At 69.5% G+C, this 15435-nt stretch carries 14 protein-coding genes and 1 pseudogene; 13 read left to right on the top strand and 2 right to left on the bottom strand.

The genetic code is table 11. The features are described 5' to 3' along the window. Positions 1-12 precede the first annotated feature (12 nt). Positions 13-495, bottom strand: a complete 483-nt coding sequence (locus tag IM697_RS06250; RefSeq protein WP_194045485.1) for a hypothetical protein — start codon at positions 493-495, stop codon at positions 13-15. Between IM697_RS06250 and IM697_RS06255 the strand changes: the two are divergent. From IM697_RS06255 to IM697_RS06305, 11 genes and pseudogenes are all read left to right on the top strand, one after another. Continuing rightward, a pseudogene (locus tag IM697_RS06255) lies at positions 466-629 on the top strand (XRE family transcriptional regulator); the annotation flags it as partial. The gene IM697_RS06250 and the pseudogene IM697_RS06255 overlap by 30 nt on opposite strands. A 2-nt stretch (positions 630-631) precedes the next feature. Further along, positions 632-1102: an NUDIX hydrolase gene (locus IM697_RS06260; protein ID WP_194045487.1), complete on the top strand. Its 471-nt coding sequence runs from the start codon at positions 632-634 to the stop codon at positions 1100-1102. A 440-nt stretch (positions 1103-1542) separates the two neighbouring features. Further along, on the top strand, positions 1543-2523 hold the full coding sequence (locus tag IM697_RS06265; RefSeq protein ID WP_194045489.1) for a hypothetical protein: 981 nt from the start codon (positions 1543-1545) through the stop codon (positions 2521-2523). A 266-nt stretch (positions 2524-2789) separates the two neighbouring features. Then, the gene (locus tag IM697_RS06270) at positions 2790-4178 is read left to right on the top strand and encodes an MFS transporter (RefSeq protein ID WP_194045491.1); all 1389 of its coding nucleotides are present in this window, start codon (positions 2790-2792) and stop codon (positions 4176-4178) included. Between the two features lie 171 nt (positions 4179-4349). Continuing rightward, positions 4350-5501, top strand: coding sequence for a uroporphyrinogen-III synthase (locus IM697_RS06275; RefSeq protein WP_194045493.1), 1152 nt, complete (start codon positions 4350-4352; stop codon positions 5499-5501). A 189-nt stretch (positions 5502-5690) separates the two neighbouring features. Continuing rightward, positions 5691-6287, top strand: a complete 597-nt coding sequence (locus IM697_RS06280) for a CGNR zinc finger domain-containing protein (RefSeq protein ID WP_194045494.1) — start codon at positions 5691-5693, stop codon at positions 6285-6287. A 319-nt stretch (positions 6288-6606) separates the two neighbouring features. Continuing rightward, on the top strand, positions 6607-7128 hold the full coding sequence (locus IM697_RS06285) for a sigma-70 family RNA polymerase sigma factor (protein WP_010039908.1): 522 nt from the start codon (positions 6607-6609) through the stop codon (positions 7126-7128). 59 nt (positions 7129-7187) lie between these two features. Continuing rightward, on the top strand, positions 7188-7970 hold the full coding sequence (locus IM697_RS06290; protein WP_322734550.1) for an anti-sigma factor family protein: 783 nt from the start codon (positions 7188-7190) through the stop codon (positions 7968-7970). A 71-nt stretch (positions 7971-8041) separates the two neighbouring features. Next, positions 8042-10423, top strand: a complete 2382-nt coding sequence (locus tag IM697_RS06295) for a HelD family protein (RefSeq protein ID WP_194045495.1) — start codon at positions 8042-8044, stop codon at positions 10421-10423. A 331-nt stretch (positions 10424-10754) separates the two neighbouring features. Continuing rightward, on the top strand, positions 10755-12179 hold the full coding sequence (locus IM697_RS06300; RefSeq protein WP_194045496.1) for an NAD-dependent malic enzyme: 1425 nt from the start codon (positions 10755-10757) through the stop codon (positions 12177-12179). A gap of 361 nt (positions 12180-12540) precedes the next feature. Further along, positions 12541-12822: an HU family DNA-binding protein gene (locus IM697_RS06305; RefSeq protein WP_007498188.1), complete on the top strand. Its 282-nt coding sequence runs from the start codon at positions 12541-12543 to the stop codon at positions 12820-12822. Between the two features lie 116 nt (positions 12823-12938). Here IM697_RS06305 and murA read toward each other — a convergent pair whose 3' ends face one another. Further along, positions 12939-14279, bottom strand: a complete 1341-nt coding sequence (murA, locus tag IM697_RS06310; RefSeq protein WP_194045497.1) for a UDP-N-acetylglucosamine 1-carboxyvinyltransferase — start codon at positions 14277-14279, stop codon at positions 12939-12941. A gap of 253 nt (positions 14280-14532) precedes the next feature. On the opposite strand from murA, the gene IM697_RS06315 reads away from it, so the two are divergent. Next, entirely contained in the window at positions 14533-15105 is a 573-nt protein-coding gene (locus tag IM697_RS06315) for a YqgE/AlgH family protein (protein WP_194045498.1), read from the top strand. Between the two features lie 30 nt (positions 15106-15135). Beyond that, entirely contained in the window at positions 15136-15423 is a 288-nt protein-coding gene (locus IM697_RS06320) for a DUF3039 domain-containing protein (protein WP_031478284.1), read from the top strand. Positions 15424-15435 lie beyond the last annotated feature (12 nt).

Below are 15435 nucleotides of genomic sequence, written 5' to 3' on the forward strand. Positions count from 1 at the left end.
GAGCACCATGTGTCAAGAGCCGCTGATAGCAGTGGTCGCGATGCGCTCGCTGCGGTCTTGAGTGACGCGGGTGCGGGGGATTTGATCGAGTTCTATTTGCACGTGGCGCAAATCTCCTTGCCTGATGTCGGTCCAGGGTTCTTTGTCGATGAGGCCGAGTATGTGGTTGAGGGGTTGCGCGGCGCTCAGCCAACACAGGTGAGAAGCGTGCCCAATCGGACTGTCGCCGTGTTTGGCTCTGACGGTGGCGGTGCATTGTTTGCTGCCGATCGTCAAACCGGAGAGATTGTTCGGCTGGAAGGTGGATCTCTCGTCGGTGATGTCTATGAGGCGGAGGAGTCCGGGGTACAGGTGATCGCGCGAGATTTCGAGGGATTCATGCAATTCCTGTACGGCGAATTGCTGCGACATATTCCCTCCGAGAGATAGGCAACTGATCGCGTCTGAGCTGATGCCGGCTTCTGCGCCGACGACCAGCAACTTGTCAACGCCCATGTGTGGGGCGTCAACGCCTACGCCGCCCCCGTGTGGCATCTTCGCGACACGAGACAGGCGGCATGTTCGACACCTACGCCGAGAGCTTCGACGCCTTGTGGACGACGGCGGCCCCCGTACGAGAGGAAGGCTGACCGTGGCCCGCACCGAGTACTACGACGACCCGAACGCACCCAGGCCGAACAGCATGGTCGTTGCCGCGTCCGCCGTCGTCATCGACGACCACGGGCGCATCCTCCTCCAGCGCCGCCGCGACAACGACCTATGGGCGCTGCCCGGAGGCGGCATGGACCTCACCGACTCCCTGCCCGGCACGGCCGTCCGCGAGGTCAAGGAAGAGACCGGCCTCGACATCGAGATCACCGGTCTGGTCGGCACCTACACCGACCTGAAACACATCATCGCCTACACCGACGGCGAGGTCCGGCGACAGTTCAACGTCTGCTTCACCGCCCGCATTACCGGTGGCCGACTGGAGATCTCCGACGAGTCCACCGAGCTCCGGTTCGTGCCGCCGCAAGAGATCGAGCAGTTGCCGATGCACCACACCCAACGGCTCAGGCTCCAGCACTTCCTGGAACAGCGCGAGAAACCGTACCTGGGCTGAACCACCTGACGGCAGTAGCGACGGCAAGAACCCCGCACAACCACGCACCTCACCGGACCAGCAAACTGCGCTTGACCTGCGAAAAGCAGGTAGAGGCAGCCGTGTAGCGCACGTACTACGTGCTGGCGGGGGAGACGCCGGTTCTCGTTCACAACAGCAATTGCTGGAGTGTTAAGGCGAGAATGCGCGCAGTGAAACCGCCCGTGCCATAGAGCTCGGAGTTGGCGGCGCCAGTGGGGTGCCGACCGGACGTCACGTTGATCCCGAAGAGGGAGTGGAGTAGCCAAAGGCTCTCGGGTGGTTCATTCAAGATCCTGTGAACCCTGCCGACCGAGGTTCCCCGCTGTCAGACCCCCATGGAACACTGACCTGGATGCGCAGGTGAACGGGGTGGCCCGAGGGGTCTGTTGGCCCGGGTGGTCGGTGGGGAGCTGGTGTTGATGAGCAAGCGGCAAGTGCAGAAGATGCTGCGGTTGATCGCGAGTGGGGAGCCCGTCGAGCTCACCAGTCCCATGGCCTCCGTGAAGAAGCTCGCCAGGCTTGCCTTCATCGCCCAGCAGTTCGGGTACGAGTACATGGACGTACGGCAGAGCGGCGGGCGGAACAACGCGCTCGTCATGTTGATCGCGCCCGACCCCAGCCCGCAGGCCCGCGCCCGCGCCGCGCAGAACTGGGCGCAGTATCCGAACGCCAGTGACGGGGTCTCCGTACCGCCCCTCGTGCCCGACGCGCATGAGCTTCTCAAGGCCCGGATCAACTTCGACCTCACCGGCAGGCATGCCGAGAAGAGGATGTGGTGGGCGGCGGGCGGCATCACCCTCGGATTCGTCATCGCCGTCGCCCAGGCCGGTGGGGATGCCGACGCCGTTCTCTTCGCCGGTCTCGGGTGGGCCGGGCTCATGGCGCTGCTCGGCGTCGGGCTCGTGGTCACGCGGAAGCGGAACGCCAAGTTCGCGGCCCGGCTCCAGGCCGCCGGGTTCATGCCGGTGACGGAACAGGGCGGACGGGTGCGGTACCTGCCGCCGGGCGGGCAGCTTCCGGGGCATGGGAATCCGTTCGGGGGCAGCAACGTTCCCTACGGCACCCAGCCTCCCGCCGGGGGATACGGGCAGCAGCAGGCCCCCGGGCCGTACGCCGGCCAGCCCGCCGCCCCCGGCCCGTACGGCAACCAGCCCCCGCCCCCCGCCCCCGGCGGTTACGGCCAGCCAGCCGCACCCGGCCCCTACGCCGCTCCCCAGTCCCAGCCCCCGGGCCCTTACGCCGCCCCACAGCAAGCGCAGCAGCCGTACGGCCACCCGCAGGCCCACCCCCACCCCCACCCCCACCACCAGCCCTACCCCCACCCCCAACCCCAACCCCAGCAGAGCCCTCAGCCGCCCTACCCCCAGCAGAACCCCCACTGGCAGCCCCCGCAGGGCTGAGGCCGCCGCCGGATCCTCGACGGTCGCCGGATCCTCGACCGCCGCCCGACATCGACGGCCGGCCGACATCGACCGCCGGCCCCCGTCCCCTATATCCCGCCCTTATATAGGGACGACCGACGCAACCTCTCATCCGCCCTTCCCGTCGGGTGAGAGCAAAGTTCCTTTCCGGTCACCCGGTGCCACAGGGCGGAAACGAGCCCTCCCTACCTTCGGGACCAGCCACTCGTAGTGCGACCGAGCCCCGAAGCCCGTGGAGGCGTGAGATGACAGCCCCGACCACCACCCCGCCACCCCACAAGGGGTCCCGCTGGATCGAGCAGTGGGACCCCGAGGACGAGACCTTCTGGGAGTCGGAAGGAAAGCACATCGCCCGGCGGAACCTGACCTACTCGGTGATCTCCGAGCACATCGGGTTCTCGGTGTGGAGCATGTTCTCCGTGCTGGCCCTGTTCATGGGGCCCGAGTACGGGATCGACCCCGCCGGCAAGTTCTTCCTGGTCGCCGTGGCCTCGCTGGTCGGCGCCATCCTGCGGGTGCCCTACGGCTTCGCCGTCGCCCGGTTCGGTGGCCGGAACTGGACCATCTTCAGCGCGGGCCTGCTGCTGGTGCCGACCACGGCACTGCTGCTCGTGATGGAGCCGGGCACCTCGTACAGCACGTTCATGCTGGTCGCGATCCTCACCGGCGTCGGCGGGGCGAACTTCGCCTCCTCCATGACCAACATCAACAACTTCTACCCGCTGCGCCTCAAGGGCTGGGCGCTCGGCATGAACGCGGGCGGCGGAAACATCGGCGTCGCCGTGGTCCAGCTGCTCGGTCTCGCCGTCATCGGCATCGTCGGCGCCGCCAGCCCGCGCGTACTGCTGTCGATCTACATCCCGCTGATCGTCCTGGCGACCGTGCTGAGCATGCGGTACATGGACAACCTCGGTCCGGTGCGCAACGACACCGGCGCGGCCAAGGAGGCCGTGAAGGAGGGGCACACCTGGATCATGTCCTTCCTCTACATCGGCACCTTCGGCTCGTTCATCGGCTACAGCTTCGCCTTCGGCCTCGTGCTGCAGAACCAGTTCGGCCGTACGCCACTGCAGGCCGCCTCGCTCACCTTCATCGGCCCGCTGCTGGGCTCGCTGATCCGGCCCGTCGGCGGTCAGCTCGCCGACCGGCTCGGCGGGGCCAAGGTCACGCTGTGGAACTTCGCGCTGATGGCCGTCGCGACCGGCGTCATCGTCACCGCCTCGGTGCAGCACTCGCTGCCGCTGTTCATCGCCGGCTTCATCACCCTGTTCATCCTCACCGGCCTCGGCAACGGCTCCACGTACAAGATGATCCCCGGCATCTTCCGCGCCAAGGCCGCCGCGAAGGGCATGACCGGTGAGGACGCGGCCGTGTACGCCCGGCGGCTGTCCGGTGCCTCCATGTCCCTGATCGGCGCGGTCGGCGCCCTCGGCGGCCTCGGCATCAACCTGTCGCTGCGCCAGTCCTTCCTCAGCGTCGGCTCCGGCACCGGTGCCTTCGTCGCCTTCCTCATCTACTACGCCGTCTGCTTCGGGGTCACCTGGGCCGTATACCTTCGCCGCCCGGCCGCCGCGGAGACCCACGCCACATCGACGACCGAGGCAAAGCCGCAGCTCAGCTACGCCGAGGTGTGACGTAACACCGTCGACATCAAGCCGAACCGAGCCTGTCACGCACCGTTGACAGGCTCGATCGGCATGCAGGTGTAACCACCAAGGGTGAGGTCAGGAGCCGCTTCCCGACCGACCACCCTTGAGGCGAACCATCTGACGCAAGCACCACAACTCGAGTGCGGGACGAGAGTTATGTACGACGAACAGCAGCAACCCGAACACGGGCCCCTCGCGGGGTTCACCGTGGGAGTGACCGCCGCGCGCCGGGCCGACGAGCTCGGGGCGCTGCTCCAGCGGCGTGGCGCCGCCGTCGTGCACGCCCCTGCCCTGCGGATCGTGCAGCTCGCCGACGACAGCGAGCTGCTCGCCGCCACCAAGGAGATCATCCAGCGGACGCCGGACATCGTGGTCGCCACCACCGCCATCGGCTTCCGGGGCTGGATCGAGGCCGCCGACGGATGGGGGCTCGGCGAGGATCTGCTGGCCCGGCTGCACAAGGCCGAGCTGCTGGCGCGCGGGCCCAAGGTCAAGGGCGCGGTGCGGGCCGCCGGGCTGACCGAGGACTGGTCGCCGTCCAGCGAGTCCATGGCCGAGGTGCTGGACCGGCTGCTGGAGGAGGGCGTCGACGGCCGCCGTATCGCCCTACAGCTGCACGGTGAGCCGCTGCCCGGGTTCGTGGAGTCGTTGCGGGCCGCGGGAGCGGAGGTGCTGGGGGTACCGGTCTACCGGTGGCTGCCGCCGGAGGACGTCGGGCCGGTGGACCGGCTGCTGGACGCCGCGGTCTCCCGCGGAGTGGACGCCGTGACCTTCACCAGCGCACCGGCCGCCGCGTCCCTGCTGTCCCGGGCCGAGGAGCGCGGGCTGCTCCCGGAGCTGCTCGCCGCCTTCGCCCATGACGTCCTTCCGGCCTGCGTCGGGCCGGTCACCGCGCTGCCCCTCCAGGCGCGCGGCGTCGACACGGTCCAGCCCGAACGCTTCCGCCTCGGCCCGCTGGTCCAGCTGCTGTGCCAGGAACTTCCCGGCCGGGCCCGCTCGTTGCCGATCGCCGGTCACCGGGTGGAGATCCGGGGACACGCGGTCCTGGTGGACGGCGCGCTGCGCCCGGTGCCCCCCGCCGGCATGTCGCTGCTGCGGGCCCTGTCGCGCCGGCCGGGCTGGGTCGTTCCCCGCGCCGACCTGCTGCGGGCCCTGCCGGGGGCCGGGCGGGACGAGCACGCGGTGGAGACGGCGATGGCCCGGCTGCGTACGGCCCTTGGGACGCCGAAGCTGATCCAGACGGTGGTCAAGCGGGGGTACCGGCTGGCGCTGGACCCCGCGGCGGACACGAAGTACGCGGATGCGTGAGCCCTAGGGGGTGCTGTGCGGGACTTTCACAACACCCCCTAGCCGGGGCCGACCGCCGGTACAGGGGGTTCCGGTCCCGTCACCGGGAAGGCACTGTGAGAGGGAAACGGTTTCCCGGCTCTCCTCACGGCACCTCACCGACCCCGCATGAGGCTCATGACCGGGGTGACCCTAGGCGGTGACAGGCACATGGCACTGGGTACGGCCACGGACGCGTACGAGCTGCGGTTCGACGCCGGGCGGATCTGTCTGGATCTCCTCGCGACCACGCACCCGGACGAACGGTTGGACTCGGTGGAGGTGTTGTGCACCTGGATCACGCGATCCGGACTCGTCCCATCCGGCACCCCGCTCACCCACGCCGACGCCGAGTGGCTCGTGCGGTTTCGCGAACTGCGCGGACGTATCGGGCAGTTGGTGCGCGGCAGCCTCGCCCCCGAGCCCTGGCCGTCGTACGACATCGCGCTCGCCCAGGTGAACGGCCTCGCCCGCGCCGCGCCCCCGGCCCCCTGCGCCGTACGCGGTGAAGACGGCACGCTCGTGCGCCGGTTGGATCATCCGCCCGAGTGCGTCGCCCTGCTCGGCGCCGTCGCGCGGGACGCCCTGGAGCTGCTCACCGATCCGGTCGCGCGGGCCGGGCTGAGGGAGTGCGAGGGGGACAACTGCCCGATCGTCTATCTCGACACGTCCCGCGGTCGCAGGAGGCGCTGGTGCTCCAGTGAGGTCTGCGGGAACCGCGAAAGGGTGGCCCGGCACCGTCGTCGCGCGGCGCTCGCGCGCGCCTGACAGTCCGTTATGCGGCTTCTGTGGAACGGCTGTCGAAGTGATTTCGATTACATGCCGTTTACCTACGCACCCGTAGGGAAGCGCCGAGTCGATCTTGCCGATGTGGTGGAAATGTAAAGATCGCACGGTGGGAATGTGCTGCCATGTCCCGCTCGTCACGTCACTCCGAAGAAAACTGTCGTCTCGCTTTGAACACTCAACCCACCGCTTGCGTACGGGTAGTCGAGCGACCGACTGGGGGAACCCCCGGACATCGGAGGTGGGCGTGCGCAAGGATTCCGTCGTGGCCAATGAACGTGCATCGAGGGCCCGACATCGCATGTCCCAGCCCTCGGAACCAGATGAGGAGCTGATGCGTGCACTGTACAGAGAGCACGCCGGACCCCTCCTCGCCTATGTCCTTCGACTGGTCGCCGGTGACCGGCAACGAGCAGAGGACGTCGTGCAGGAGACGCTCATCCGTGCCTGGAAGAACGCCGGACAGCTCAATCGAGCGACCGGTTCGGTACGCCCCTGGCTGGTGACGGTCGCCCGGCGCATCGTCATCGACGGCCACCGAAGCCGGCAGGCCCGGCCGCAGGAGGTCGATCCGTCGCCGCTGGAGGTCATCCCCGCGGAGGACGAGATCGACAAGGCGCTGTGGTTGATGACGCTGTCGGATGCGCTCGACGACCTGACCCCCGCCCACCGCGAGGTACTCGTCGAGACGTACTTCAAGGGACGTACCGTCAATGAGGCGGCCGAGACGCTGGGCATACCCAGTGGCACCGTGCGCTCCAGGGTGTTCTACGCCCTGCGGTCGATGAAGCTGGCTCTGGAGGAGCGGGGGGTGACGGCGTGATGAGTGTTTACGGGGGAAACCAGGGATTCGGGATGGGCGGTTCGGGTATGTCTGGGTCCATGAGCCCCATGCAGGGACATCCGGGCCCGAGCGAGCACGAAACCGTCGGTGCCTACGCGCTCGGCATCCTCGACGACGCCGAGGCGACCGCCTTCGAGGCACACCTCGCGACCTGCGAATGGTGCGCCCAGCAGCTCGACGAACTCGCCGGGATGGAGCCGATGCTGGCCGCGCTCGCGGACCTGCCCGGTTCCGGCTCGCCCGCGATCGGCGAGTCCCTGTCGGCCAAGCCCAGCCCGCGCATCGTGAACAACCTCGTCGACGAGGTCGCCGAACGCCGCGCCCAGAAGCGCCGGCGCAGCTTCTACATGGTGGCCGCGGCGGCCGCGCTGATCGTCGGCGGCCCCTTCGTGGCCGTGGCGACGAACGGCGGCGACAGCGGCGGCGGTGACGGCGGCAACCGGGTCGTGACGGCGGCCAACCCCGCCAAGGACCTGTTCACCGGCATCGAGAACAAGGTCTCGGGGGACGATTCGAAGACCGGCGTCAGCGCGACCGTCGCCATGTCGGAGAAGCTCTGGGGCACGGAGACCGCCCTTGAGCTCAAGGGGGTCAAGGGTCCGCTCAAGTGCTCCCTGATCTTCGTCAGCAAGGACGGCGAGCGCGAGACGGCCGCCTCCTGGTCCGTCCCGAAGTGGGGCTACGGCATCCCGGACGCCAAGACCGAGCAGGCCAGGAACCCGCTCTACGTCAGCGGCGGTGTGTCCATGGCCCCCGACGACGTCGATCACATCGAGGTCATGGACTTCGACGGGAACAAGCTCGTCCAGGTCGACGTATAGCCGTGCCGTAGCTTTTCCGGGTCCCCTTCGCGTACGGTTGACGGCTGCCCAGCACGTCAGAAGGGGGCCCGGTGGCCGCTCAGGCTCAGCAGGAAACCGCGCTCGAAGACTCTCTGAGAGATCGCGAGATCAGCGTCGAACAGGAACACCTGGACCGGGTGTACCGGCGCCTCGAGGAGAAGATCCACGAGGCCGAGTTCCTGATGAACGACGCGGCCAAGCGCGGCCAGGTCGGCACCCCCGGTGCGCTCGCCGAGCGGGACGCGCAGGTCTTCCGGGCGGGCATCCACCTCAACCGGCTCAACAACGAGTTCGAGGACTTCCTCTTCGGCCGTATCGACCTGCTGCTCGGCAAGGACGGCAAGAAGGGTCCGGACGGCGCCTACACCGCGGTCGAGCCCGCCGAGGGCGCGGTCCGCGACGACAACACCGCCGACATCGCCGAGACCCTGCACATCGGCCGCATCGGCGTGCTCGACCAGGACTACGCCCCGCTGGTCATCGACTGGCGGGCCCCGGCCGCGGCGCCCTTCTACCGCTCCACCCCGGTCGATCCGGGGCGGGTCGTACGGCGCCGGGTCATCCGCTCCAAGGGCCGCAAGGTGCTCGGCGTCGAGGACGACCTGATGCGCCCCGAGCTGAAGGCCTTCCTCGGCGGGCACGAGCTGCCCGTCATCGGCGACGGCGCCCTGATGGCCGCGCTCGGCCAGGCCCGCACCCACACCATGCGGGACATCGTCGCGTCCATCCAGGCCGAGCAGGACCTGGTCATCCGCGCCCCCGCCGCCTCGGTGACCTACGTCGAGGGCGGGCCCGGGACGGGCAAGACGGCCGTCGCGCTGCACCGCGCCGCCTACCTGCTCTACCAGGACCGGCGCCGCTACTCCGGCGGCATCCTGATCGTCTCGCCGACCCCGCTCCTCGTGGCGTACACCGAGGGCGTGCTGCCGTCGCTGGGCGAGGAGGGGCAGGTCGCCATCCGGGCGATCGGCTCCCTCGTCGACGGCGCCGAGGCCACGCTGTACGACGCGCCGTCCACCGCCCGCGCCAAGGGCTCGTACCGCATGCTCAAGGTGCTGCGGAAGGCGGCGCGGGGCGCACTGGAGCTGGGGCCGGGCGGCACGGCCGCCTCCGGTGCCGCCGCGGCGAACCGGACGGGGCAGCTCGCCTTCGGCGACGACGACGCGCCGGCGCAGGCCGCCGCCGAACCCCCCACCCGGCTGCGCGTGGTCGCCTTCGGGCGCCGGCTGGAGCTGGAGGCCGACGCGCTGGAACGTATCCGCCGCACCGCCCTGGGCGGCACGGCACCCGTGAACCTGCTGCGCCCGCGCGCCCGCAAGCTGCTGCTCGACGCCCTGTGGGCACAGTCCGGCGGCGCCGCCCGGCACACCGACCCGGAACTCGCCGCCGAGCTGCGCTCCTCCTTCGACGAGGACGTGACCTCGGAGGACAGCTTCATCGCCTTCCTCGACGCCTGGTGGCCCGAGCTCACCCCGAAGGCGGTCCTCGCGGCGATGGCCGACGAGCGCCGGCTCGGCCGCTGGGCCCGCCGGATCCTCAACCCCGGCGAGATCCGCAAGGTGGCCCGCTCACTGCGGCGGGACGGCCACTCCGTGCACGACATCGCCATGCTGGACGAGCTCCAGGCGATCCTCGGCGTCCCGGCCCGCCCGAAGAAGAAGCGCGAACTGGACCCGCTCGACCAGCTCACCGGTCTGGAGGAGCTGATGCCGGTGCGCGAGGAGTCGCAGCGCGAGCGCGCCGAGCGGCTGGCGGCCGAGCGCGCCGAGTACGCCCACGTCATCGTCGACGAGGCCCAGGACCTCACGCCGATGCAGTGGCGGATGGTCGGCCGCCGGGGCCGGCACGCGACCTGGACGATCGTCGGCGACCCCGCCCAGTCGTCCTGGTCGGACGTGGACGAGGCGGCCGAGGCGCGCGACGAGGCCCTCGGCACCCGCCCGCGCCGCCGCTTCCAGCTCACCGTGAACTACCGCAACCCGGCCGAGATCGCCGAGCTCGCGGCGAAGGTGCTGGCGCTGGCCATGCCGGGCTCCACCTCGCCGTCGGCCGTCCGTTCGACCGGAGTCGAGCCCCGCTTCGCCGTCGTACGCGACTCGCTCGCGCAGACCGTCCGCGAGGAGGCCGCCCGGCTGCTCGACCGCGTCGACGGCACGGTCGGAGTCGTCGTCGCCATGCGGCGGCGCGAGGAGGCGGCCAAGTGGCTCGCCGGGCTCGGCGACCGGGTCGTGGCGCTCGGCAGCCTGGAGGCCAAGGGTCTGGAGTACGACGCCACGGTCGTCGTCTCCCCGGCGGAGATCGCGGACGAGTCCCCGGCCGGCCTGCGCGTGCTCTACGTCGCGCTGACCCGGGCCACCCAGCAGCTGACGGTGGTGTCGGGGGAGCGCGACGAGCCGGACGCCGCCGGGGTGCCGGACCTGCTCCGAGATTGACTCCAATGCTGCGTTCTTCCGGAGGGGCGCGGTACGGGAATGGCCGTACGGGATCTGTTTGTTAGCCTGGGTGTGGCACCGGCTCGATCCAAGCCCCCGGGCCCAACCTTCGTCGCTACGAGCGACCACTTGCCGCGAGGCGAGCATGGCGGGTCGGTGTCATGAACGTAGGAAAGAGACCCACGTCAGCACGTGACGTGGGTCTCTTTTCATGCGGAGACGTGGCGAACAATACGTTCGCAATCCATGCCCGGCTAACTCCTACTCCGCGGTAGGTGCGACGATCGGACGGCATACCAGCGACATACGGTGAAAGCAGAGGAAGTCGGCCATGGCAACGGCGCCCAGCGTCTCCTACTCGATGACGGTCCGGCTGGAGGTGCCCGCGAGCGGAACCGCGGTCTCCCAGCTCACCACGGCCGTGGAGTCCCACGGAGGCTCGGTCACCGGCCTCGACGTCACCGCGTCCGGCCACGAGAAGCTGCGCATCGACGTCACCATCGCGGCGACCTCGACCAAGCACGCCGACGAGATCGTCGAGCAGCTGCGCACCATCGAGGGCGTCACGCTCGGCAAGGTCTCCGACCGTACGTTCCTGATGCACCTCGGCGGCAAGATCGAGATGGCGTCGAAGCACCCCATCCGCAACCGTGACGACCTGTCCATGGTCTACACGCCCGGTGTGGCCCGCGTCTGCATGGCGATCGCCGAGAACCCCGAGGACGCCCGCCGCCTGACCATCAAGCGCAACTCCGTTGCGGTCGTGACGGACGGCTCGGCCGTGCTGGGCCTGGGCAACATCGGCCCGAAGGCCGCGCTGCCCGTCATGGAGGGCAAGGCGGCCCTCTTCAAGCGGTTCGCCGGCATCGACGCCTGGCCGATCTGCCTCGACACCCAGGACACCGACGCGATCGTCGAGATCGTCAAGGCCATCGCCCCGGGCTTCGCCGGCATCAACCTGGAGGACATCTCCGCCCCCCGCTGCTTCGAGATCGAGGCCCGCCTGCGCGAGGCCCTCGACATCCCCGTCTTCCACGACGACCAGCACGGCACCGCGATCGTCGTCCTGGCCGCCCTGACCAACGCACTTCGCGTGGCGGGCAAGGCCATTGAGAACATCCGCGTCGTCATGTCCGGCGCCGGCGCGGCCGGCACGGCCATCCTCAAGCTGCTGCTCGCGGCGGGCGTGAAGAACGCCGTCGTCGCCGACATCCACGGCGTCGTGCACGCCGGCCGCGAGGACCTGCGGGACGCCCCGGCCGACTCGCCGCTGCGCTGGATCGCCGACAACACCAACCCCGAGGGCCTGACCGGCACGCTGAAGGAGGCCGTGCGCGGCGCGGACGTCTTCATCGGCGTCTCGGCCCCGAACGTGCTGGACGGCGACGACGTGGCCGCCATGGCCGAGAACGCGATCGTGTTCGCGCTCGCGAACCCGGACCCCGAGGTCGACCCGGCAATCGCCCGGCAGACGGCCGCAGTTGTGGCCACCGGCCGCTCCGACTTCCCGAACCAGATCAACAACGTGCTGGTCTTCCCGGGCGTCTTCCGCGGTCTGCTGGACGCGCAGTCCCGCACGGTCAACACCGACATGATGCTCGCGGCCGCGAAGGCGCTGGCGGATGTCGTGACCGAGGACGAGCTGAACCCGAACTACATCGTCCCGAGCGTCTTCAACGACAAGGTCGCCGGCGCGGTGGCCGGCGCGGTGCGGGAGGCCGCGAAGGCGGTGCCCGCGGCGGCGTCGGCCGAGTAATCACCCCGGCCCGGGTGCCGCACAGCCCCGAGAAGTGTGTGTGGGCTGTGAGGATCGCCACGGCAAGCCCTTGTGACGGCGCGTCGCGGAACCTGGGGCCTTGGGACGCCGTTTATCGTGACGGCCAAGCTCAGGCCCTCTCTTCGTGTGACTCCCACGGGTGTTCTCACGACTCCTCCGGGCGCCGGATTGGCTTTCCCGCCGCAGGTAGGGGCAGGATGCGTCCCTGGGCGCGAGGGTCCGACCAAGGACCCGGGTCCGGGGACCCACCGAGGACCCTGGCAGCATCGACATCGCTGTGCCCGACATGCGGCCCCGCCGCGTGGCACGCCTCAAGGCAAATGAACACGGGAGTAACAACATGAACCGCAGTGAGCTGGTGGCCGCGCTGGCCGACCGCGCCGAGGTGACCCGCAAGGACGCCGACGCCGTTCTGGCCGCCTTCGCCGAGACCGTCGGCGAGGTTGTCGCCAAGGGCGACGAGAAGGTCACCATCCCCGGCTTCCTGACCTTCGAGCGCACCCACCGTGCCGCTCGCACCGCGCGCAACCCGCAGACCGGCGACCCGATCCAGATCCCGGCCGGCTACAGCGTGAAGGTCTCCGCGGGCTCCAAGCTCAAGGAAGCCGCGAAGGGTAAGTGACCTTGCCGTCTGTGCACCACGGGACGGTGTACGCGGCCCTCTAGGGCCCAGCAACGCCAATGGGGCGGCCCCCTTCACCGGGGGCCGCCCCATCGCCGTACGAACTCCTGAAGCCGTTAACCGAGCGCCTTGCCCGGCAGCTCGACCTTCGCGCCGAGCTCCACCAGCTTCTCCATGAAGTTCTCGTAGCCGCGGTTGATGAGCTCGATGCCGTGGACCCGGGACGTGCCCTGGGCGGCCAGGGCCGCGATGAGGTAGGAGAAGCCGCCGCGCAGGTCGGGGATGACCAGGTCGGCGCCCTGGAGCTTGGTGGGGCCCGACACGACCGCGGAGTGCAGGAAGTTGCGCTGGCCGAAGCGGCAGTGGGAGCCGCCGAGGCACTCGCGGTAGAGCTGGATGTGGGCGCCCATCTGGTTCAGCGCGGAGGTGAAGCCGAGGCGGGACTCGTAGACCGTCTCGTGGATGATCGACAGGCCGGTCGCCTGCGTCAGGGCCACCACCAGCGGCTGCTGCCAGTCCGTCTGGAAGCCCGGGTGGACGTCCGTTTCGAGGGCGACGGACTTCAACTGGCCACCGGGGTGCCAGAAACGGATGCCCTCGTCGTCGATCTCGAAGGCACCGCCCACCTTCCGGTAGGTGTTGAGGAACGTCATCATCGAGCGCTGCTGGGCGCCACGGACGTAGATGTTGCCCTCGGTCGCCAGCGCCGCCGACGCCCAGGACGCCGACTCCAGACGGTCCGGCAGGGCGCGGTGGGTGTAGCCGCCGAGCTTGTCCACACCGGTGACGCGAATGGTGCGGTCGGTGTCCATCGCGATGATGGCGCCCATCTTCTGCAGCACGCAGATGAGGTCCTCGATCTCCGGCTCCACGGCCGCGTTCGAGAGCTCGGTGACGCCCTCGGCGAGGACGGCCGTCAGCAGCACCTGCTCGGTCGCGCCCACCGACGGGTACGGCAGCCGGATCTTCGTGCCGCGCAGCCGCTGCGGAGCCTCCAGGTACTGCCCGTCCGCCCGCTTCTCGATCCGCGCGCCGAACTGCCGCAGCACCTCGAAGTGGAAGTCGATGGGCCGGCCGCCGATGTCGCAGCCGCCGAGGCCGGGGATGAAGGCGTGCCCGAGACGGTGCAGCAGCGGGCCGCAGAACAGGATCGGGATACGGCTGGAACCCGCGTGGGCATCGATGTCAGCGACGTTCGCGCTCTCCACGTGGGAGGGGTCCATCACCAACTCGCCCGGTTCCTCACCGGGACGGACCGTGACGCCGTGCAACTGCAGCAGGCCGCGTACGACTCGCACGTCACGGATGTCCGGTACGTTGCGCAGTCGACTCGGCGCGCTGCCGAGCAGGGCAGCCACCATGGCCTTCGGTACGAGGTTCTTCGCACCGCGGACACGGATCTCGCCCTCCAGCGGGGTTCCGCCGTGGACAAGCAGGACATCGTCGTTGACGGTCATGTATCTCGCGTTCCGATGAGTTGGGCAGGGGCCAGAAGGGAAAGGGTAATGGCCGCCGACCCCCCTTCAGTAAGCCCAAGTGCGGCTCAGGAACGTCATAGCTCTGTCACAACACGAACGGTTCTTCATCGGGCACGAGCGGTCACCACCGCCGCTGTGCGCCGGGCGGCGCTTCCGTCCGCCCTGAGCTGCGTTCCCTCCCGAACCGGCATTGCCTCCCCACACGAAGGGAAGATGCGGGATCATGTCTGGCATGACCGAGGTGTCCTCGCTCACAGGGCGGTTGCTCGTGGCAACGCCCGCCCTGGCGGATCCGAACTTCGACCGCGCGGTGGTGCTCCTTCTCGACCACGACGAGGAGGGCTCCCTCGGTGTCGTCCTCAACCGTCCGACCCCCGTGGACGTGGGCGACATCCTGGAGGGCTGGGCGGACCTCGCCGGCGAGCCCGGCGTCGTCTTCCAGGGTGGCCCGGTGTCCCTGGACTCGGCGCTCGGCGTCGCCGTCATCCCCGGTGACGCGGCCGGCGAGAGCGCCCCGCTGGGCTGGCGCCGGGTGCACGGCGCGATCGGTCTGGTGGACCTGGAGGCCCCGCCGGAGCTGCTCGCCTCGGCCGTCGGGTCCCTGAGAATCTTCGCCGGGTACGCCGGCTGGGGCCCCGGCCAGCTCGAGGACGAGCTGGTGGAGGGCGCCTGGTACGTCGTCGAGTCGGAGCCCGGAGACGTCTCGTCGCCGTCGCCGGAGCGGCTCTGGCGCGCGGTGCTGCGCCGCCAGCGCAACGAGCTGGCGATGGTGGCGACGTATCCGGACGACCCTTCGCTCAACTGATCCGTGTGACCTTCAGTACCCTTGGCCTTTATGAGCACTCTCGAGCCCGAGCGCGGGACTGGTACGGGGACCCTCGTAGAGCCGACGCCACAGGTGTCCCACGGCGACGGCGACCACGAGCGCTTCGCCCACTACGTCCAGAAGGACAAGATCATGGCGAGCGCCCTCGACGGCACCCCCGTCGTGGCGCTCTGCGGCAAGGTCTGGGTGCCCGGCCGCGACCCGAAGAAGTACCCCGTGTGCCCCATGTGCAAGGAGATCTACGAGTCCATGGGCGCCGGCGGCGACGACAAGGGAAAGGGCGGCGACAAGAAGTAGTCCTGCCTTCGG

The sequence above is a fragment of the Streptomyces ferrugineus genome, from assembly GCF_015160855.1.
Taxonomy (GTDB): domain Bacteria; phylum Actinomycetota; class Actinomycetes; order Streptomycetales; family Streptomycetaceae; genus Streptomyces; species Streptomyces ferrugineus.